The 20,764-nt window shown below is 33.9% G+C and carries 23 protein-coding genes; 19 read left to right on the top strand and 4 right to left on the bottom strand.

The features are described from left to right. Positions 1–54 precede the first annotated feature (54 nt). From AAGD89_RS03475 to AAGD89_RS03465, 3 genes are read left to right on the top strand one after another with little or no spacing between them, the layout of a single operon-like run. Positions 55–4,764: an NAD-glutamate dehydrogenase gene (locus AAGD89_RS03475; RefSeq protein WP_341808911.1), complete on the top strand. Its 4,710-nt coding sequence runs from the start codon at positions 55–57 to the stop codon at positions 4,762–4,764. A 4-nt stretch (positions 4,765–4,768) separates the two neighbouring features. Then, positions 4,769–5,077 carry a hypothetical protein gene (locus AAGD89_RS03470; RefSeq protein ID WP_341808858.1) on the top strand — a complete coding sequence of 103 codons (309 nt, stop codon included), beginning with the start codon at positions 4,769–4,771 and terminating at the stop codon, positions 5,075–5,077. After that, positions 5,049–6,440, top strand: coding sequence for a PleD family two-component system response regulator (locus AAGD89_RS03465; protein WP_341808857.1), 1,392 nt, complete (start codon positions 5,049–5,051; stop codon positions 6,438–6,440). Before AAGD89_RS03470 ends, AAGD89_RS03465 begins: the two co-directional genes overlap by 29 nt. 68 nt (positions 6,441–6,508) lie before the next feature. Here the strand turns inward: AAGD89_RS03465 and secF are convergent, their stop codons facing one another. After that, complete coding sequence (gene secF, locus AAGD89_RS03460; RefSeq protein ID WP_341808856.1) at positions 6,509–7,387, bottom strand: protein translocase subunit SecF; 879 nt, start codon at positions 7,385–7,387, stop codon at positions 6,509–6,511. Positions 7,388–7,569: 182 nt separating this feature from the next. Between secF and AAGD89_RS03455 the strand changes: the two genes are divergently transcribed. Then, positions 7,570–8,718: a hypothetical protein gene (locus AAGD89_RS03455; protein ID WP_341808855.1), complete on the top strand. Its 1,149-nt coding sequence runs from the start codon at positions 7,570–7,572 to the stop codon at positions 8,716–8,718. A gap of 81 nt (positions 8,719–8,799) precedes the next feature. Here the strand turns inward: AAGD89_RS03455 and AAGD89_RS03450 are convergent, their stop codons facing one another. Next, the gene (locus AAGD89_RS03450) at positions 8,800–9,444 is read right to left on the bottom strand and encodes an alpha/beta hydrolase (protein WP_341808854.1); all 645 of its coding nucleotides are present in this window, start codon (positions 9,442–9,444) and stop codon (positions 8,800–8,802) included. 103 nt (positions 9,445–9,547) lie between these two features. Further along, on the bottom strand, positions 9,548–10,186 hold the full coding sequence (locus AAGD89_RS03445) for a TenA family protein (RefSeq protein WP_341808853.1): 639 nt from the start codon (positions 10,184–10,186) through the stop codon (positions 9,548–9,550). 321 nt (positions 10,187–10,507) lie between these two features. Between AAGD89_RS03445 and AAGD89_RS03440 the strand changes: the two genes are divergently transcribed. The 8 genes from AAGD89_RS03440 to AAGD89_RS03410 all read left to right on the top strand — a co-directional run bounded on the left by AAGD89_RS03440 (position 10,508) and on the right by AAGD89_RS03410 (position 13,168). Continuing rightward, on the top strand, positions 10,508–10,741 hold the full coding sequence (locus AAGD89_RS03440; protein ID WP_341808852.1) for a hypothetical protein: 234 nt from the start codon (positions 10,508–10,510) through the stop codon (positions 10,739–10,741). A 16-nt stretch (positions 10,742–10,757) separates the two neighbouring features. Then, a complete protein-coding gene (locus tag AAGD89_RS03435) occupies positions 10,758–11,138 on the top strand; it encodes an IS630 transposase-related protein (protein WP_341808723.1) in 381 nt (126 codons plus the stop codon). Between the two features lie 24 nt (positions 11,139–11,162). After that, the gene (locus AAGD89_RS03430; protein ID WP_341807927.1) at positions 11,163–11,351 is read left to right on the top strand and encodes a hypothetical protein; all 189 of its coding nucleotides are present in this window, start codon (positions 11,163–11,165) and stop codon (positions 11,349–11,351) included. Between the two features lie 48 nt (positions 11,352–11,399). Beyond that, complete coding sequence (locus AAGD89_RS07275; RefSeq protein WP_410541844.1) at positions 11,400–11,618, top strand: transposase; 219 nt, start codon at positions 11,400–11,402, stop codon at positions 11,616–11,618. 67 nt (positions 11,619–11,685) lie between these two features. Further along, the gene (locus tag AAGD89_RS03425) at positions 11,686–11,931 is read left to right on the top strand and encodes a hypothetical protein (RefSeq protein ID WP_341808851.1); all 246 of its coding nucleotides are present in this window, start codon (positions 11,686–11,688) and stop codon (positions 11,929–11,931) included. A 91-nt stretch (positions 11,932–12,022) separates the two neighbouring features. After that, positions 12,023–12,274, top strand: a complete 252-nt coding sequence (locus AAGD89_RS03420) for a hypothetical protein (protein ID WP_341808850.1) — start codon at positions 12,023–12,025, stop codon at positions 12,272–12,274. Beyond that, positions 12,222–12,737 (top strand): hypothetical protein, encoded by a 516-nt coding sequence (locus AAGD89_RS03415; protein ID WP_341808849.1) that lies wholly within the window; start codon positions 12,222–12,224, stop codon positions 12,735–12,737. The genes AAGD89_RS03420 and AAGD89_RS03415 overlap by 53 nt, the downstream gene beginning before the upstream one ends. Before the next feature lie 161 nt (positions 12,738–12,898). After that, a complete protein-coding gene (locus AAGD89_RS03410) occupies positions 12,899–13,168 on the top strand; it encodes a hypothetical protein (RefSeq protein WP_341808848.1) in 270 nt (89 codons plus the stop codon). A 90-nt stretch (positions 13,169–13,258) separates the two neighbouring features. Here AAGD89_RS03410 and AAGD89_RS03405 read toward each other — a convergent pair whose 3' ends face one another. After that, on the bottom strand, positions 13,259–14,254 hold the full coding sequence (locus tag AAGD89_RS03405; protein WP_341808910.1) for a ribonucleotide-diphosphate reductase subunit beta: 996 nt from the start codon (positions 14,252–14,254) through the stop codon (positions 13,259–13,261). Between the two features lie 127 nt (positions 14,255–14,381). Between AAGD89_RS03405 and AAGD89_RS03400 the strand changes: the two genes are divergently transcribed. From AAGD89_RS03400 to AAGD89_RS03370, 7 genes are all read left to right on the top strand, one after another. After that, positions 14,382–14,723: an outer membrane protein assembly factor BamE gene (locus AAGD89_RS03400; RefSeq protein WP_341808909.1), complete on the top strand. Its 342-nt coding sequence runs from the start codon at positions 14,382–14,384 to the stop codon at positions 14,721–14,723. Between the two features lie 87 nt (positions 14,724–14,810). Next, complete coding sequence (locus AAGD89_RS03395) at positions 14,811–15,740, top strand: ankyrin repeat domain-containing protein (protein ID WP_341808847.1); 930 nt, start codon at positions 14,811–14,813, stop codon at positions 15,738–15,740. Positions 15,741–15,891: 151 nt separating this feature from the next. After that, positions 15,892–17,004 (top strand): ankyrin repeat domain-containing protein, encoded by a 1,113-nt coding sequence (locus AAGD89_RS03390; RefSeq protein WP_341808846.1) that lies wholly within the window; start codon positions 15,892–15,894, stop codon positions 17,002–17,004. Continuing rightward, a complete protein-coding gene (locus tag AAGD89_RS03385) occupies positions 17,005–17,376 on the top strand; it encodes a hypothetical protein (protein WP_341808845.1) in 372 nt (123 codons plus the stop codon). It begins immediately after the preceding gene. A 123-nt stretch (positions 17,377–17,499) separates the two neighbouring features. Beyond that, positions 17,500–18,729 carry a lipoprotein-releasing ABC transporter permease subunit gene (locus tag AAGD89_RS03380; protein WP_341808844.1) on the top strand — a complete coding sequence of 410 codons (1,230 nt, stop codon included), beginning with the start codon at positions 17,500–17,502 and terminating at the stop codon, positions 18,727–18,729. Beyond that, a complete protein-coding gene (locus AAGD89_RS03375) occupies positions 18,722–19,456 on the top strand; it encodes a hypothetical protein (protein ID WP_341808843.1) in 735 nt (244 codons plus the stop codon). Before AAGD89_RS03380 ends, AAGD89_RS03375 begins: the two co-directional genes overlap by 8 nt. Beyond that, positions 19,453–20,667: a heme biosynthesis protein HemY gene (locus tag AAGD89_RS03370; protein WP_341808842.1), complete on the top strand. Its 1,215-nt coding sequence runs from the start codon at positions 19,453–19,455 to the stop codon at positions 20,665–20,667. The genes AAGD89_RS03375 and AAGD89_RS03370 overlap by 4 nt, the downstream gene beginning before the upstream one ends. The last annotated feature ends 97 nt before the right edge of the window (positions 20,668–20,764 follow it).

Below are 20,764 nucleotides of genomic sequence, written 5' to 3'. Positions count from 1 at the left end.
AACGAAATCTTAGTTAAAAAGGTTTAAAGTTACTGTGTATCTTTGTTAAAAAAAATGTGTGTAGATTATAATGTTGACACTGAGTCTTTATTTAAGCTAGTTGATCAAGAAAATCATCAAGAAAAAGAAAAGATTAAGAAGTTTACTAAATATTTTTATAATTTTATTTATAATAGTGACCTAAAGGTAAATGATAAATCCCTTTTATACATTGTAAAAGATGCATACGACTTTGTTTCTAAAAAGGAAAGAGGCGAAAGTAAACTAGTAGTAAGTAATGTAAATAATATATCGGGAATAGAAGGCAATTTTACTACGGTTAGAATAACAAATGATGACATGCCATTCTTGGTTGACTCTGTGATTGCCACTATTAAATCACACAGTTTAACGATATGTTATTATAGTAACAGCATAATCAATATTAAAAGAAAAGGCGGCTTAATTGATGATATTTGCCCATTGGAAGAAAATGGCGGTGTAAAAGAGTCAGTTATATATGTAATAATTAAGGGCATAAGTGACAGTTTTGTTGATACTCTAAAAGAATCTCTACAAAAAACCCTGAGTGCAGTAAATTGCACTGTTAAGGACTGGCACTTAATGCTGCAAAAGCTTGATGAAGTAAGTCTTTCTGTCATCCCAGATGGAATGAAACCAGACCGAAATCAGGAGCAAAAAGACTTTCTAAATTGGTTAAAGAATAACAATTTTGTATTTTTGGGCTATCAAGAATGCGCTGCAAACAAGGATGGGAAGATAGTTCCAAATAATAAAGAGAACCTTGGTTTGATGAGAGCAAGCGAAGGGTATCAAAATGCATCGATCTCATCTAATGATCTAAGTTCTTTGTATATATTTAGATCAGATCTAATTTCGATAGTTCATCGACGTACGTATATGAATTGTATAGGGATAAAAGAATTTGATAGTCAAGGGACGTTGATAAAGGAAAAACGTTTTTTTGGATTATTTACTTCTGTAGCTGAAGTTCAAGATATTAGAACAATTCCAATAATTAAAGGTAAAGTTCAAACAATAGAAAAAAGGGCTGGGTTTGTAATAGGGGGCCACAACAATAAAGCTTTGATTTCTATTTTACAAGTGTTCTCTTGTGATGAACTATTCCAATCTAATGAAGATGAGTTATTTAAGATTTGTATCTCAGTCATGTCTCTTGCAATCAAGCCAAGAGTCAAGTTGTTTTTAAGAAGTGTAGGAGCATTTATTAGCTGCATAGTGTTAATCCCAATGCGTTATGCTAGTGCTAGGTTAATGTTTAAAATACGTGATATATTAAAGGATGAAATCGATGCTGAAAGTTCAGAGATTTATAATCATCATATTATCAATGAGTATGATTTAATGAAGCTGCATATTGTACTCAAAGCTAGCAGTTCAGAAATTCTGGATAGTGAAGCTTTACGTATAGAAAATAAGCTGAGAAATATTACAGAGAAGTGGGAAGACCGTTTTATAGACAATTTATATAATACTTTTAGCACTGTTGAGGATATATTCATACGCTATTGCAATGCGTTTCCAATAAGTTATCAAGAGAGCTTCGAGCCTCATGATGCATATTACGATATAAAAAAATTGGAGATAGTGAGAAAGAAAAAAATTAGCGAAGTGGATCTAAGGCTTACTAAGGACAACCTTCATTACCAGCTGAAGGTTTATACCCCAAATAACGGTGGTCTTGAATTATCACAAATATTGAAAATCACTAAGAATTTGGGAGCAAAGATCCTATCACATAACAGCTATTACATAGAGATTAATGGTGGAATATGGATACATCATTTTGTGCTATCGAGAGTCGATGAATTAATAAACAATATTACCTTAAAAGAGCAATTTGAAATAACACTTGCAAAAGTGTTTACGAAGGAAATTAGAAATGACTATTTCAATAGTCTAATTATTTTAGCTGGGTTGAAATGGAAAGAAGTTCTATTAGTTAGGACTCTCAGCGCTTATTTAAAACAGACGTCGTTTAGTTATAATCAAGAATACATCCAGAAGGTAGTTTCAGAATATCCGAAAATAGTAAAGTATCTGATACAGCTATTTCGTTCAAGATTTAATCCAACTATAGATGTTGATAGAGCAGAGACTACAGAGATTTTTAAAGAAAAAATTGAGGAACTTCTAAAAGAGATTAGTAATGTTTCGCATGATTATGTTTTGCGTTCAATGTTCAATTTAATAATGGCTATTTTGAGAACCAGTTATTATCAAGAGGATAAGCATTATCTCTCTATAAAATTTGACTCAAATAAAATCAATTATTTGCCAGAACCTCGTCCATACCGCGAGCTATATGTATACTCAAACTTCTTTGAGGGAATACATTTAAGAGGTGGAAAATTGGCACGCGGTGGATTAAGGTGGTCAGATAGAACAGAAGATTTTCGCACAGAAGTGTTGGGGCTCATGAAAGCTCAGATGACAAAAAATGCGGTTATTGTACCTGTTGGCGCAAAAGGCGGGTTTATAATAAAGCAAGTTTATAAAGATAAAAACACTTTAAGAGAGAAAGGTGTTGAGTGCTATAAGGATTTTATCAGAGGTATGCTCGATATTACTGATAATGTAGTTGATGGTAAAGTAATTCCGCCAGAGAATGTCATTAGGTATGACGAAGACGATCCATATTTAGTGGTTGCAGCAGATAAAGGAACTGCTTCGTTCTCTGATTATGCTAATCAAATAGCGGCTGAGTATAATTTTTGGCTTGGTGATGCATTTGCATCTGGTGGGTCAGCTGGATATGACCATAAGAAAATGGGTATCACAGCTAGAGGTGCTTGGATTGCTGCACAGAGGCATTTTTGGAAGATGAATAAGGATATTTACCAAGATGTGACTGCCATAGGAATAGGAGATATGGCGGGCGATCTGTTTGGAAACGGCATGTTGCTTTCAAAAAACATACATTTAATTGGTGCGTTTAATCATATGCACATTTTCGTTGATCCAAATCCTAGTGCAGAAAAGAGTTTTGTGGAACGCAAGCGTCTTTTTGAGTTACCATTTTCGACCTGGATGGACTACAGCAAAGATCTGATTTCTCAGGGTGGTGGAGTGTTTGAGCGTAGTAGCAAGTCCATAAGCATTTCCCAAGAAATGAAGCAGTCTTTTGGTATAAAAGAAGATACCTTATCTCCAAGCAGCTTAATAAAATATTTATTGAAAGCAGAAGTAGACTTTATATGGAATGGAGGAATTGGAACATTTGTCAAGGCAAAGAGTGAAAGTCATGGCATGGTTGGTGACAAAGCAAACGATGAATTAAGGGTAGATGGTAAGGATATTAGAGCATCTATGTTTATAGAAGGAGGAAATCTCGGTTGCACTCAGCTTGGAAGGATAGAATACGCTGAAAGAGGTGGATATATTAATGCAGATTTTGTTGATAATTCAGCTGGTGTTATATGCTCCGATTTAGAAGTGAATATTAAGATCGCATTTGTTTCGGCTATGAAGGAAAATGGTCTTTCTTTAGAAAAAAGAAATGAAATACTTGCCAGCATGGTCGATGAAGTTGCATCCAAGGTGCTTGAAGATCATAATAGGATTGAAACAAAAGCATTGCTTCTTGAGTGTTTGCAAGCTAAAGAGAGATTGGAGCAGCATTATAGATTAATTCTTAATCTTGAAAAACCTGGACTTCTAAATCGTGGTATAGAGTTTCTTCCAAATGATGAAGAAATAGCAAAAATGCTAGCCGAGCCAATAGGTTTAAATTCTCCTCAACTTTCTGTTTTGATGTCTTATGCTAGAACAAGTATAAAAAATGAGATTATACATTCTGATATACCAGAAAAAGACTTTTCATCTGAGGTGTATTTGTTAAGTTATTTTCCTCAAAAAATGATTAGTAAATTTAAAGACTACATATTAAAGCATCAGCTTAGTAGAGAAATTATTTCTACTTGTATTGCGAATGATATTGTAAATAGGATGGGGTGTATATTCATCAATAATTTGGTTGAGAATGCTGGAATTAGCATGAATGAAGCAGTTAGTATATATATTGTGATAAATCGCTTATATGATCTGGATACTCTATGGAACGAAATTGATGAGTTAGATGGAAAGATAGACATTGATTCATATTTGGAGATAGTGAAAAACGTACAAAAATTTATTGGTAGAGTGTCGTTTTGGCTAGCGAGAAATTTTGATAAATTTGGTTTTATAAAGCTAAGTGATGTCATAAAGTTCCATGATGTAATTGAAACTTTAGGTAAGAATTTGACTGGAATTTTAGACGAACGGTTGTTGAAAACTTACGATTGTAAACTAAATTCTTTATTGAGACTTAAAATAAATGAAGCTCTGGCAAGAAAAGTTGCTAACTTGTGTATTCTTACTTATGCACTGGACGTCATATCTATTTCTGAACAAACGTCTACACCTATACTCGATGTTGGTAAAATATATTTTGAATTAAAATCATTGTTGAAATTTGATCTCATCAGAGAAATTGCTATTAAAATGAAGGGTAGCTCTTCTTATTGGGACCGCAGCTTAATTAATGATTCGTTGGATGATTTAAGTAACTACCATCACAAGTTAACTGTTAAAGTTATAAAATCTACTGATAACACCAAGGATAATGTAAAAGTTTGGGTTTATAACGACAAAGATTACATAGAACGTTATAGTAGTTTTTTAGATGAGATGGTTGCTTCTAAACTTGATTTAAGTAAATTAATATTTATAATCAGGAGAATTAAAGTGCTAGCTTCATAGAAAAATGTTTAATATAGGGTTTACAGAAATTTTAGTTGTAGCACTGGTCAGTATAATTGTTCTTGATAAGAATAAGGTTCCTGTGTTCATTGACATTATCAAAAATGTATACAGGTATGTAATAATTGTAAAATCAAAAATTAAAAAATTGTTAAAAGATGCCGGAATTGAAGATTTATATGAAGAATGTAATACAGAAGAAGTAAATTACATAGCCGGTAAAAATGGCAAGCTCTATCCTGCTTACAATATAGATAGCACATCCAAAAGGCCTCTTTCAAAAAATGACAGCGAAGATTCTAGTAGTAGATGATATACTATCCAATGTTAAACTTTTAAAAGCTAAGCTCACAGCAGAGTATTACACAGTCATAACAGCCTCTGATGGCGAAGAAGCCATGGATTTAGTAGCAAAGCAGCAGCCTGATATTATATTGCTCGATGTCATGATGCCAAAGATGAATGGCTTTGAAGTTTGCAAGCAGCTAAAGAGCGATCCATTAACAACACATATTCCAATAGTTATGGTCACTGCGCTACATGACACTCAGGATAGAGTGCAAGGCATTAATGCCGGTGCAGATGATTTTCTAACTAAACCAATAGATGAGACTGCTTTATCTGCAAGAATAAAATCTCTTACACGCCTCAAAATGGTTGTAGATGAATTGCGTTTGCGTGGGGAAACTAATGCTGAGGTTGGTGGTGTCACAGAAAATTACATTATGGATTACTTCAATCAGATTTGTGATGTTAGCATACTTGTTATAGATGAGGACGTCTTTCAAGCAGAGCAGATATATAAGATTCTAAAGCAGCGTTTTAGGTTGATTAAAATACTGAGTGATCCTATAGAGGCGTTGAGGGTTGGTGTTAAGGATAATTATGACCTTATTATTTCTGATATACACTTTGCAAAAACTGACGGTCTTCGTTTATGTTCTGAGTTTCGCAGTAAATTAGAAACACGTTATACACCAATTTTGATTCTTTCTGAGGATTATGATAAGGACAATTTGGTAAAAGCGCTGAATGTTGGTGCTAATGATTATTTAACAGTGCCTTTGGATGAAGGTGAATTGATAGCAAGAGTCAATTCCCAAGTGAAACGAAAAAGATATCAGGATGCCCTGAGAATGAATTTATTTAATAATGCAGAAATGTCCATAAAGGACCCATTAACTAACTGTTATAATAGAAGGTATTTTGATACACACTTAAAAAACATCGTTAAAGACTCTATAGAAAAAGATAGAAGATTATCCCTTATGATGCTCGATATAGATTATTTTAAAATGGTAAATGATGATTTTGGACATAACGCTGGAGATGAGCTTTTAAAACAAATACAGAAAAGAATTTCTGAAAATATTAGAATAACAGATTTATTGGCTAGGTTTGGCGGTGAGGAGTTCGTTATTGTAATGCCAGATACCAGTATATCAAGTGCACATATTATTGCAGAGAGAATACGCGAAGTAATTGCTAAAGAACACTTTGTACTTTCAGATAAAAATACACCACATAAACATAATATAACTGTAAGCATCGGCATTGCAGAAATGGCAAATTCTGATCTTGAGAACATCAAGTTATTTATAGAGCGTGCTGACCAGTGCTTATATAAAGCAAAAAACATTGGTAGAAATAGAGTGGTTGCTAGTGAACCTTTTTAAGCTGTTTTATAATGTAATTACGGAGAAAGCAAATTTAATTCAACATGAACTTTAGGGGCTATATAAGCTTATTCTTCTTTATTCGCCAGACCTATATAAGTTAATATAGGAGCAGAGATAAATATTGAAGAATAGGTACCAATCAAAATACCAAAAAAGATAATCAAGCTGAAGTCTCTAACTAAACCTGTGCAGATTAATATTAAAGGTAAGGCAGCAAGAAGAGTCGTACCAGAGGTTAATATAGTACGGGATAGTGTGACGTTGATACTTGTGTCCACTATTTCACTTACTTGCCCACTTCTATTACTCTTGCAATACTCTCGAATCCTATCGTATATAACCACTGAATCATTGATAGAATAACCAATAACAGTGAGCAAAGCAGCAGTTGATGAAATATTAAACTCAATTCCAGTAAGACTAATAAAACCAACAGTTAAAATTACGTCATGAATCAGTGCTGTTATTCCACCGAGTCCACACTGCCAATTAAACCTAAACCAGACGTAAAAAAATATTCCAACAATTGCAATCAACATGGATAACATTCCTTCGAAGACCTGTGTTGAGCTTATTTGTGGACCAACATAATCTATTTTACGGTAGGTTATTGAGCTACCTAATTTTTCCTCCAGCAGGCTTTTTATTTTTTTGATTTTATTTTTATCTCCTTCATCTTTAAAACGCATAATTAGATTGTCTCCTGCTTGTGAGCTTTGCACCGTCAAACCATTTTTCTTAAGTGCATCAAGAATAACAGAAGAATTTTCTGGAAATTTTATTTCCACCAAAATTCCCCCTGTAAAATCTATTCCTAGGTTTATTCCACGTAATGTAACAATAAATATTGAAAAGATAATAAGAATAATACTAATTAATGCGGTTAACTTCCTATGCTCACTAAATTTTATATTGAGATTATCTGGAATTATTCTGAATGCCATGTTCTTTGTTAAAAGTAATAACCTGAATTTTATATACTTTTTTCAAAATTCAATAGTTTATTCTGTAGTAACCTTGTTATTCTAGCAAGGATGACAATTTTGAGCTTCCCTTTAAGCAAAGTAATAAATTTTAAATAAAGAATTTAGTATAGTTATTATATGAATAGTAAATGAGGATGGCTGTGGCTAAAACAGCGAAATTTGAGCAACTTATTTTAAAATCTTTCTATAATAAATTTTATGGCAAAACAGCTATGGACCAATTTCATATCTTAATTAGAGACCCAATGATAATACAAATCCTATCTAAAAATGAAGAAGAGAAATTTTTTATAGACAAGGATAAAGAATCCATAGAGCTACTCAAAATCATCTTGGCTAGAGAGAAAGTGTTTGTTCAACAGTATGATGGGCCTCATGATGGTACATTGCAGCCAAGCGATAGATTTTTTTATTGTAAGAGATTTCTGCATGGTGAACTCTCCTACAATAGTGAATTTCTTTTTGGCAAGAGAACTATTCATAATGACTTCTATCGTGACGGATTATCAGAATTCTTACTTAAACTATTAAATAATCGCAATTTTTTTAAGCAAATGAAGGATAACCGAAAAAATATAATGTTATTTTTGCTATTATTTGAATATGAGAGTAATTACTCTGATTCACGTTATTGCATAGTGGAATATAAACAAGCAATTTATTCCAACGCTAGACGACCATTTATAATAAAATTTCAGCTTCCAGAATGCATATCAAGCATAGAAATGGAAGAGTGTCCTCTCAGTAATTACGTTGTAGCTTTATATGTGAAAAACATGATTAGCAATGAGAATTTTATCAATCATTTAGTCAGCAACGAAGTAAAGTTGCATGATTTCATCGAGGGAATCTCAGAAATGAAGTATAAAAACAGAGATGTTGTGAAAGAGCTATTAGTAAACATAACTGAAGCATTATTGAAAAATAAAATTTTAATGAATAAAGTTACAAAAAATTTAGATAATCTAAGTAAATTGCTAAAATCAGATATAGCAATAAATTTATTAGAGGATAGAAGATTCATAGTAGAGTTAATAAAAACAAACAAAGATTTTGTAATTTGTATGGCAGAAGCTGCAGGATATGATTCAGGATATCTTAAGCTTGAGATAGAAATACCCGAAGATGATTATACATTATTAGTAAGATGTGTTGCAGCAATATTAGGAGATGCACTCAAGAAAATTCTGGCTGAAGAAGAAAAGATTAATACTAATATAAAACATCCTATGTTGACATGCATAAACACCGAATCCTGTGTTAATATGGATAAAATTCTGTGTAGGTAAATGGAATGTTCAACAAACCATACTCACCAAATTAAGAAAAAGTGCAGGCAAAGCTAATTAGAAAAAACAAATACATGAAAATCAATTTTTAGAGTTTTTCTTGATAAACTCTATACCTAGTTTTATTCCTTTATCATTAATCATGTGCTCTAATGAATGAATAGCGTGCCCTTCAACATTTACTCCATTTTCTTTTAAGGCTTTCACTGCTAAGCCAAGCGATGAAAAAGGTACCACATCATCAGCATCACCATGAATAAGGCACATATTAGGTTTTGATTTAATCTCTGATGCTACTTTTGAAGGTGAAAGAAATCTACCAGAATATCCAACAACTGATGCACAAGGCTGCATGCGTGTTAGAGCTGTGTGTATTGCAAGCATTGCTCCTTGAGAAAATCCAACTAATGAAAGCTGCGCATCGCTTAAATTCATTTCTCTTAGTTTTGTCTCAATAAAATTGTTTACAATTAATGCAGCATTTTTTACCCCGTTATATAGAGCGTCCTCACTACGATCTTCCAAACTGAACCACTGATAACCATCGCCTATTTCCCTTTCAAATGGAGCGTTAGGAGCTACGAAATATGAATCAGGTAAAAATTTGCTCATAACTTTAGCAAGGTGAATGAAGTTATCTCCACTTGAGCCCCAGCCGTGTAAAAAAACAACTAAGTTTTTCTTGTGTTCCCCTTCCCCAATTTCTGGGCCTTTAATTTCAATCATTTTCTTTTTCTATTCATTTACATGCTTTTAATCTAGCACTAATCTTCGGATTTGTAAAAACTATAAATTGTGAACCAAGACTGCAATATTGTTTTGAAAAATACTATAAATTGTATATATCGTCTAAAAATTCTTTTTCCAAGGAAGCTGCTTTATAAAATGCATCAAGCATTCGTGATTTTGTAGTCTCTGCTCCTTGCTCAGCAAAGCTATCGAAAACTTCTATAACATATTCAACATCATGTGAAAATTCCAGGCCAGAGTAGGTTTCAATCCATAAGCTAAAGGGATTATCGGTGTTAGCCTTTTCTGCGATATGTAATGCAACTTCACGGTAAATCCAAAGTGCCGGTAAGATTGCCGCCACAACTACTTCAATGGGTTGGTCAGTCGACATATCAGCCAAATATTTCACGTAATTTGAGGTTGCATTTGTAATATTACCTGTTATTTCAAGATTAAGCTCACTTTGTATAAATTTATTTACAATTTCTTCGCCAATAACTATTGAATCCAATGCAAATTTTGAGAACTGCTTAATGTCTTTTGCATTTTGAGACAATGCTGCAATTTTAGCAAATGCATGCGCTAAACTCGTTAAATATATGGAATCTTGCTCTATATAATGGCCAAGCTTTTTTTTTGGTAATGTTCCCTGTATTAACTCTTGATTAAATGGGTGCTGAATAATAGCTTGATAAATATTTTCTGATTGTTCCCATGCTTGTTCTGATAGTTTCATTAAGAGTACCTTGTTTAAATTTTTTTAAAGAGAACTGTAACTCTTCCCACAAATATATCATTCATATAAAAAAATACAGAGCTTTTTTACTTTGATTATCAAGTGACAGGTGTTTTTCCAAAACATTAGCTTTATCTAATTATACATTATAGTAAATATTATTAATTTTTTAACTAATTTGTCTTATAATAGTTTCATGTTATTTTTTGAAGGATTATTATGACATGTAATTTTTTCTCACCCTCACACATAAACCCATATGCATACGCACATGTAAATACGTCTTGCCTACCAACTTTTCCACCTGCATATACATCTTGTATGCCTACACCTGCTTTTCATTCATTCCACAATCATTATGATTCATGGCACAATCATTGTGCTCCGCATGGTCACCATCACGACACTGGTAACACAATGGTGCTTAATATGTGTTCGCCATGCTGCCCACAACCTAAACCTGAAGCAAAAAAACCACCACTTGACCTATCAAAGCTTGCAATAACTACTATAGTACTTTCCAAAGCAAATGATAACTGTATAATGACCATTTAGGCATGTAGGAAAAGTGATGGTATACAGTGTTGATTTAAGAGAGAAAGCAGTATCTTTGGTTAAAAAAGGAAAGCCAAAGGAAGAGGTTGCAGAACTTTTGGAGATAGGAATAGCAACGTTATACAGATGGCTAAAAAAGAAGGCTGCAGGTGAGAGCTTAAAACCAGCAAAAATGAGTGGTTTTATAAGAAAAATAGATCCAAAAATGCTGAAAGAGTATGTTAAAAAACACCCAGATCAGACGCTAATGGAGATGAAACAAAACCTAGGATTTGGGATAAATTCGATCTGGTATAGGCTGAAGCAGTTAAAAATCACAAGAAAAAAAAGACCACGCTTTACCGAGAGCGGAACCACGAAGATAGGCAAAAATTTGTCGAAAAAGTTGCCAAAATAGACCATGAAAGCATTGTGTATATAGATGAAGCAGGAGTCGATAATAGGCTATACCCAGAATATGGAAGAGCTCCACGAGGGGGAGAAAATTTATGCAGACATTACGGGCAAAAAACGCGAGAGAATCAGTATGACAGGTGGGTGGATTAAGAAAAATTTTATTGCGCCCATGACCTTCACTGGAGGGTGCGATAAGGATGTATTCAATGCGTAGCTGGAGCAAATATTGCTACCAAAGTTGCCTGTTGGTACAACTATAATTATGGATAATGCTGCTTTTCATAAAACCGCTAAAACAAGGGAATTAATAGAATCTATAGGTTGCTATTTGCTCTATCTTCCTACGTACTCACCAGATCTGAATCCAATTGAGCATTGCTGGCATACGATTAAAAGCTGGCTCAGGACTCGCATGCATCAGCAGGATAATCTACACCTTTTGGTTGGTAAGGCGATTATGGAAGTTTATCACTTGTATTAGAAAGTACTATAACCCTGTAACTGGAGAAATTCTCGAAGCTGTCACTAAAAACGGCACAGGTCAGAATATGAAACAGTGTATAAACGTTCTCGAAAAATCTAAAAACGATCTTGAGATTAGCTCAGAGGGTAAACTTATAGGTGGATGTCAAAATAATAGTTCATGCAAAGCGTGTATGGACGCAATCAATAAATCAGTCATAGATGTACGTACTGATAAATCAGCTAGTGGGGGTGATAAGACAAAAGAAGTACCATCAAGCGCACCTGCACATGATGATGTATACAATGTAGAAAACTTTGACATTGTATAATACAGAGTTTGTTTATGGAGATGCACGCTGTGCATCTCTTTTTCATCAATTTCATCCTGACGTTTTCAACAATTTATAGTAGAGGTATTTCATGTTAACGTACAATTTTTTTTATCCACATCAGCAAGGTATAAGTTATGCATATCATTATCCATATAGTACATCGAACAGTGGTAATACATTAGTACTAAATTTTTCCATGCCAAACTCATACTACGATGATGATGATGGTAATCGTGAGGTAGGTATAGACAAAGGTACTGGTGAAACCGGCAAAGATACTGGTAAAGATGGTAAGGGTGAAGCCGGAAAGGGTACTGGAAACTGGCAAAGACACTGGTGAAACTGGTAAAGGTACTGGTGGTGAAACTGGTAAAGACGGTAAGGATGAAACTGGTAAAGGTACATCTGATGACGATGCAGCCGCTAAGAAAAAGGCAGAAGAGGATGCTGCTAAGAAAAAAGTAGAGGAGGAGGAGGATACAAATAAAGAAGCAGGCACCATTATGCCTGAAGAAATAACCTTAGACCATACTGAAGCAGCAAACTGTGGATCATATAGTGGTTACTATAAAAGTTACTCTCAGGTAGGGCGCGATGGGTTTCATACACACGATATATTGAAAGCATTGCATCCTGAAATGTTTGCAAATCCTAAAATTGCACCACATATAGAAAAAGGGGCACACGGTCAATATGGTGCAGTAAATTATATATTTGATTTTACAAGTCCTATTAATTTTTCATGGGGAAGTCCTAGCAATTGCACAGATACAGCAGCAAAAAACCACCCTTCTTGTCAATGATACTAAGAGTGTTTGTTATCCTGCCGGTTACTATGCTAATCCATTATATAATAACAACTTCTTCGGTAAATTATGCCCTAATATCATTAGTGAATCTACTCAGGGTAATATCAAAGCAAAAGAAGTTGCACCATATAATACTCGTTAATAGTGCGGGACAAATGATAGACAAAGATGGTAATAACACTCAAATATATTACAGTTATTTAAAACCTTATTTAAAACCTAATGGTAAAATAAAGGATTGTGCAGGTGACACAAAATGTAAAGAATTTGCTGAAATAATGAAAAAAGTTGCATGGGAGACTGATAAGGAAGTCACACTGCAACAAACTCCTGCTCTTAAAGGAGAAGCAAGCTCCTACTCTTCTAGCAATTATATTGAGGCACAAGACAGTCCTACTCCTTATACTTCACTTGATGTACTTTAATTATGGTTAACCCTTTGCTCACTCTCTCTGCTAATTCATTGAGAGTGCCATGCTTTGCCAACTAGCCATATATATCTTAACGTAAATAAATTATTTATCCGTATTACTTAATGTTGGATCAACAAAAGCTTCTTCCCATGTTCCTTGGGTTGCTGCACGGCTATATTCAGTTACTCTATTTTCAAAGAAGTTAGTATGCTCCACACCATTTAATATTTCATCGAGCCACGGAATTGGGTTGTCATTAACATCATATATGGACTCAAGACCTAACTGCGCTAATCTTCTATTTGCTATATATCTTATATACTGTTTTATTTCATCTGCAGATAGACCTTCCACAGCACCAAATTCAAAGGCAAGTTTTATAAACTCATCTTCAAGTCCAACAATAGTTCTGCACGCAGAATATAACTCCTCTTTGAATTCATCATCCCAAATTTCATTATTTTCCTTAACGAATGTATTAAATAACATAATAATTGAATTAGTATGCAAAGTCTCGTCACGTGCCGACCAAGCGATTATTTGTCCCATACCTTTCATTTTTCCAAAGCGTTGAAAATTCAGTAAAATCGCAAACGATGCAAATAACTGCAACCCTTCAGTAAAGGCACCAAATATAGCAAGAGTTTTCGCTACATGTTTTTTGTCATGTTTTTTACTTTCTTCAAATTCTAGCATATATTCATATTTTTTTCTCATAGCATCATATTTCAAAAATGCCTCATATTCACTTTCTGGCATGCCAATTGTATCTAAAAGGTAGGAGTAAGCTGCAATATGTATTGTTTCCATATTGGAAAAGCTTGCAAGCATCATACATATTTCTGTTGGCTTAAATATATTTGAATAGTGTCTCATATAGCAGTTGTTTACTTCAATGTCTGCTTGAGTAAAGAATCTAAAGATCTGAGTTAATAAATTCTTCTCTGCGTGTGAAAGTTTGGTTTTCCAATCCTTCACATCATCAGCGAGCGGAACTTCCTCAGGTATCCAGTGTATCCTTTGTTGCTGCAACCATGCGTCATATGCCCAAGGGTAATTAAAAGGTTTATATATTGGATCTGCTTCCAGTAGTGACATCATATACCTGCTATTTTTACTTAATTTAATGTTAAACGATATTACAAATCAGTCAATTTAACTTTTTTGAAGTTTGACGGTAAGTATTTATCAGTGTATTATGACCTCAAGTAATTTATCAGCGAAAATGCGAATACTAATATCATTTGTTTTGTTATTTTTAATAAGCTGCACGCATACCATCCACAATCATGGGGCTCCTGGTATGAGCGTTGAATTATGGAGCCAAATAAAAATAGGGGATGATAAAGAAAAAGTAGTGCATACTTTAGGGTCACCAACATTAGTATCAAAATTTGATGGTAATGTTTGGTATTACGTTTCATACAAAATCAAACAAGCTAACTTTCTAGGAAAGAGAAAATATAGTAGCAAATCACTACAAATTTCTTTTGATCATGATGGCAAAGTTAGAGATATAAAAGAAATCAATGTCTCAGAAAGATCTCTAGTTGCCGTTGGTTCTTAATTAAAATTTTGGTTCTTAATTAAAATTCTTGATTTTTTTGCTAAAATATTTTACAATTAAGCTATATATTTTAGGTTGGAGGAAGTTATGCTGTATAGTAAAGATAATGATGGATCAACTCGCTTGCATTATGCTGCCATGTATGATAGGGCTGAGGCAATAGAAGCTCTGATTGCAAAAGGTGCAGCAGATGTTAATGAAAAAGATAATAATGGATGGACTCCTTTACATCTTGCTGTTCACAGAGGCCATATAGAGGTAGTCAAAGCTCTGATTGCAAAAGATGCAAATGTTAATGAAAAAGATAAAAATGGATGTACTCCTTTACATTATGCAGCTGGAGAGGGTCATATAGAGGTAGTAAAAACTCTATTAGAAGCAGAAGGAATAAACATTAATGCAACAAATCACGATAGACTGACTCCTTTACATTTTGCTGTTCACAGAGACCATGTAGAGGTAGTGGAAGCTCTGATTGCAAAAGATGCAAAGGTCAATGAAAAAGATAATAATGGATGGACTCCTTTACATCTTGCTGCCATATGGAGTCAGGCAAAGGTAGTAAAACTTCTACTTGAGCAAGAAGAAACAAATGTTGATATAGTGGATGAAAATGGGCGAACTCCTTTACATCTTGCCGCTAAAAGGGGATATACAGAGGTAGTAAAAGCTCTCCTTGCAAAAGGTGCAGATGTTAGGGCAGCAGATAAACGTGGATGGACTGCAAAAGAGTATGCTGAAGGTATACGTATGGAATGGCTTTTCATGACACCAGAAGAGAAGGGTGTTGTTGCTGGCGTTGGAACAGGATTGATTGGTGGTGTTATAGCAATAGCACTATTTATGTATGACGTAATTGAAATTGAGCCACTTCCTATATTTGCAGCAATTTTTATAGTAGGATTAGCAGTGCCGGTTGCTGGCTACATTGCCTGCATAATGTCAAAACCCAATACTGAAATGAAAGAACAACATGCAAATCAGCATGAACCAGAAGGAAAACAAGTAAAAGTTTAATTGATTCTCGCTATTCTTTTAAAATAACAGCATAAGACTTCTGGATTCCGGGAGTTTCATCTCTAGTTGCTGTTGGCTATTGATTAAAATTCTTGACCTCTTTGTTAAAATATTTAATAATTAATATATATATTTTAAGTTGGAGAAAGTTATGCGATATAAAGAAGGTAATAATTTCTTGCATGTTGCTGCTAGCGAAGGTCTTATAGATGAAGTAAGTGCTCTTCTTGCAGCAGGTAAAAATGTTAATGCAGTAGATAGTTTTAAGCAAACTCCTTTACATCATGCTTCCGAAAAAGGCAGTTTAGAGGTGGTAAAACACCTTCTTGAAAATGGTACAAATGCTAATGCAGTAGATCAATATGGAAAGACTCCTTTACATTATGCTGCTCATGGAGGTTATATAGGGATAGTGGACACTCTACTTACAAAAGGTGTTGATGTTAGTGCAAGAGATGAAGGTGAAAGGACTCCTTTACATTATGCTTCCGGAAAAGGCAGTTTAGTGGTAGTAACATATCTACTTAAAAAAGGTGTGGATGTTAGTATATCAGATAAAGGTGGAAATACTCCTTTACATTATGCTGCCGAAAGAGGCAGTTTAAAGGTGGTAACACATCTTCTTGCAAATGGTGCAGGTATTAATGCAGTAGGTCTTTTAAAAAAGATTCCTTTACATTATGCTGCCAAAAGAGGCAGTTTAGAGGTGGTAACACATCTACTTGAAAGAGGTGCAGATGTTAAAGCAGCAGATAAATATGGAAAGACTCCTTTACATTATGCTGCCGAAATAGGCAGTTTAAAGGTGGTAACACATCTTCTTGCAAATGGTGCAGGTATTAATGCCGTAAATCGTTTTGGAGAGGCCCCTTTGCATCTTGCTGCTTATGAAGGTCATATAGAGATAGTAAAAGCTCTCCTTGCAAATTATGCAGATATTAATATAATGAATGACTGTGGAAATACTCCTTTACATAGTGCTGCTTTGTATTATGCTGCTCACGAAGGCCATATAAAGGTGGTAGAAGCTCTATTAAAAAAAGGAGCAAGCCCAATAAAGGTACTAAATAGTTATTTTTATGAAAAAAAACATGTTAACCCAAAGATAAAAGAGCTTTTGGAGAAGGCAAAAGAAAAGATTGATCGTGAAGCAAGTGACTTATTTGGGGCTGGTTGTGCAAATAAACAAAAAGAAGCTGAGGAGATTATAGAATTTTCTAAGCAGGAGGGTAGACTTGCTGTAATACTGAAAAGTGGTTTGTAGATGCAATGCTTATTTATCAGTAAAGAAAAAGCTAAAGAATTTGCTAAAAAAGATAACAAAGAGATAATAAAAGAAATTCAAACAAGACAGGCAATTGTAATTGGTTTTGCTGGTGGTGTGATGGCAGTATCTGCTATTGCTGCAATAACAACAATCATATTAACTGCTTCTATGCCAATGACAGTAGGTGCTACTCCAGGAATAGTTGCTGCTGGAATTCTAGGCTGTGCAGGATTATTGGGTGTTGGCTTTGCTTGCTATCATGTACCTAAAAAACCTCCAAGCGCTGAAATGAATGAAGTAGGTAAGGAACAACATGTACCTGAATCTGAACCTAAAAAAGGAGCAGCTCCTGGTGGTATCTGCTCTTAGATTTTTATAGTAGCTCTCTTTAAATTATAGGGAGCTCGCTTCAACAGAAAAAACATGAAGCAAAGCTTTGTGCTTTTCGCAAGATATCTTATAATCAATCTTGATTTATAGTGAAAATGACTAATGTCCATCACCTTTGAGATCACCATGGCCATTCGCTATCTGCGGGCAAAAAATATAAGATTTTGCTCCATAATGACGTTATTTTCTATTATCGGCATTGCGCTTGGAGTTGCAACATTAATAGTAGTGATGTCTGTGATGAATGGATTTAGGGCAAAGTTGCTTGATTCGATACTTGGTATTGATGGCCATATCAACGTGTATTTTGATAAAAATATAAACCCAGATTATTGTGCAGTTTCAAAGTCCATTGAAAAAATTCCAGGCGTATTAAAAGCTACTCCCATGACTCATGATCAAATTATTATTTCAGCAAATGGCAACATTGCGGGTACCATAGTTCGAGGTGTAGCAATTGAGGATCTACTGAGTAATACTGTTGTTACAAAGAATGTTATTGTTGGTGACATAAAAAATTTTGATGAAGGAGTAATAATAGGGGCACGCTTAGCAGAAAATTTGAATATTGAATATGGCGATAAAATTACGCTTATATCACCTGAAGGGTTTGACGCACTGCTTGGTGAAATGCCGCGAATGAAAAAGTATAAAGTTGTCGGGATATTTGATATGGGTATGTTTGAATACGACAGCGCCTTGATATATATGCCTCTAAAATTAGCACAGGCCTTTTTTAATTATAAAGATAGTATAAAAAACATAGAAGTGTTTGTGAATGACATTACTAAATCCAGCAAACTTGCAAAGATTATAGAAAAAGAAGTAGGAATGGAATCTGCAAGCTGGGAAATAGAGCAAAGCCACTATTTTAATGCTTTAAAAACCGAAAGAAATGTGATGTTTTTAATTCTTACTTTGATTATAGTTGTAGCAGCATTTAATATTGTCTCGAACTTAATGATGATAGTGCAAGAAAAGAAATCTGCAATTGCAATTATGCGTACATTTGGTGCAACAAATGGTAGCATTATGCGCATATTTTGTATTTGTGGTATATTAATCGGCTCTGCAGGAACTTGCCTTGGCTGTATTATAGGTGTCGTTTTTTCTCTCAATATTGAAAATATTAGAATATTCTTAGAAGGTATTACTAATGTTAAACTTTTTGATCCTATGATATACTTTTTTTCAAGTTTACCTGTGATATTAATTCCTCAAGACGTAATAAATGTTTCTGCACTTGCATTGTTCTTATCATTTTTAGCGACAATTGCTCCTGCTTTGCGAGCGGCTAGCCAAGATCCTGCGGAGATACTACGTTATGAATGAAACTCAGCAAAAATACATAGCTTGGTTCTTAATTGTGTTATTGTTTGCCGGATACATGACAGTAAATAACATAATACTCTTAAAAGCAAACCAGCAAGAAAATGAAAATAATGTGAAAGCTTTGTCAGAAAGCATGTATGAATTTAGGATGTTGCTTGAAGTTAATCAGTCTAGAATAGAAAAGAAGATATTCGATTTCAAGAGGAGCCTGCATACTCAATGTGAGCAAATAGGTGACGGTAGCACGAGGTATAAGAATCTTGCAAAATTGTTATTACTTGTAGTGAAAATGAAGAGCTCATTATTACAGGAAGCAAAATTTGATAATCATATTAATGGGGTAAAGCTTTTGATATCGGAGCTTGATGACCCAGAGATAGAAAATGCAATAAATAAATTGGAAAATTTGAAAGAAATAGATACTTTGTATGAACTCAAAGTATCTTTTGAAAAAACTATTGATACTATTGATTACAATAAAAGTACATTATTTAAAAAATTCATTTCAAATTGGGTAAAAGCAAAAAACAAAAATGATCCATTTAGGGTAAAGTTTGCAGAAATAGAAGAGTCAATAAATGAAAATGATTGGCAAAGTATAGCTACTTTAGCAAGCACTTTAACTAATCCAGAATTTAAGCCTTGGCTAAATAAATTAAATGAATTTGCTATAGCCTCTAAGAATATCTCAATAATATATCGTCATTTATTACAGTATATCTCATGATTTATTTTATAATTTTTGCTCTTTCATTTTTATTTATATGGGTCAAAGTAAGCGGTGAAGTTTTAAAGTTAGAATTAGGCAGCTACACTATAAATATTGATCTGTATTTCATTATTTTTATTTGCACAATTTTATTATTTTTATCAATTATACTTGCACGCTTTTTTCCCTCTGTTTCATCAACTTTTACTAACATAAGAAACAGGAGAAAAGATAAAGAAGAATTGCTTTTATTTGAAGCGTTTTTTAGCCTAGATTTAGGCAATATAGAGAACACTCAAAGACTAATTAAAAGCCTAAACGAGGAAAGCGATAGAATATCTTTAGTTAAAGCCTTTGATGCAGGTAAGATAGGAAATTACAGTCTTTTTAGTAGCAGTGTAATTAATATTGCAAATAAGAACCGTAATTTAGCTATACTTCTCGCTAATAAGCTGATTGCACATCTAAAACAGGAAAAAATAGTTTTTCAAAAATTTATAGAGCATTGTTCTAGCTCAATTAATGATAAAATATTGTCTATTCCATTTCAAATAGAACACTGCATATTAAAAGAAGATTGGACTAATGCAATTTTTAGGCTAAAGGAAGCCGTGAAGCTCAATATTTTTCTTCCATTTGATTATAAGGAGATATTTGCTGTGTTTTACTGTGCTTTGGCAAGACAATATGAAAACAAAGGGAATTTCAAAGAGGCTATGAAGTCTTTATTCAGAGCACAAAATTATTATGCAGCTTTCCAGCCTGTTAATTATTTAAAGGCAGAATTATATATTAAGCTTGGAAAAATCAGAAAAGCTTCCGCAGTGCTAGAAGCAGAGTATGAAATAAGCCCGACTCCGCAAGCAGCTAATCTTTATATTAGCTTGAATCACGATAAAGCAGAAAGACTATACAATTTACGCCCTGATTACTATTTCAGTCATTGTTTACTTGCTTCATCTGCAATTACTGCAGGTAAATATGACATTGCAGAACAATATTTAGGTACTGCTATAAAAAAAGCTAACTACATCTCAATCTACTTTATTATGATACAGCTAAAAATTATGTTGCACGAGCATGATAAAGCAATAGAGTGGCTAAATAAAGCCAATAACGAAGCTTTACATGATCCATGCTGGAAGTGCAAGAATTGTCAGAAAGAACTGGAACAATGGGATTGCAGATGCCCCAGTTGTAGTGGGTTTAATTGTGTTACTATGATATAGCTAACTCAAATGAGTTTTGCCTGGATCAAATTTATGTAGTTAGGTGAACATCCTAGCCTTGAGGTGAACAATTTAAGTGTATGGTCAGGGGGATCAC

The sequence above is a fragment of the Wolbachia endosymbiont (group E) of Neria commutata genome, from assembly GCF_964026735.1.
GTDB lineage: Bacteria > Pseudomonadota > Alphaproteobacteria > Rickettsiales > Anaplasmataceae > Wolbachia.
Note: the sequence above shows the minus strand (reverse complement) of the source record. Positions and strands in the feature narration are given on the sequence as shown.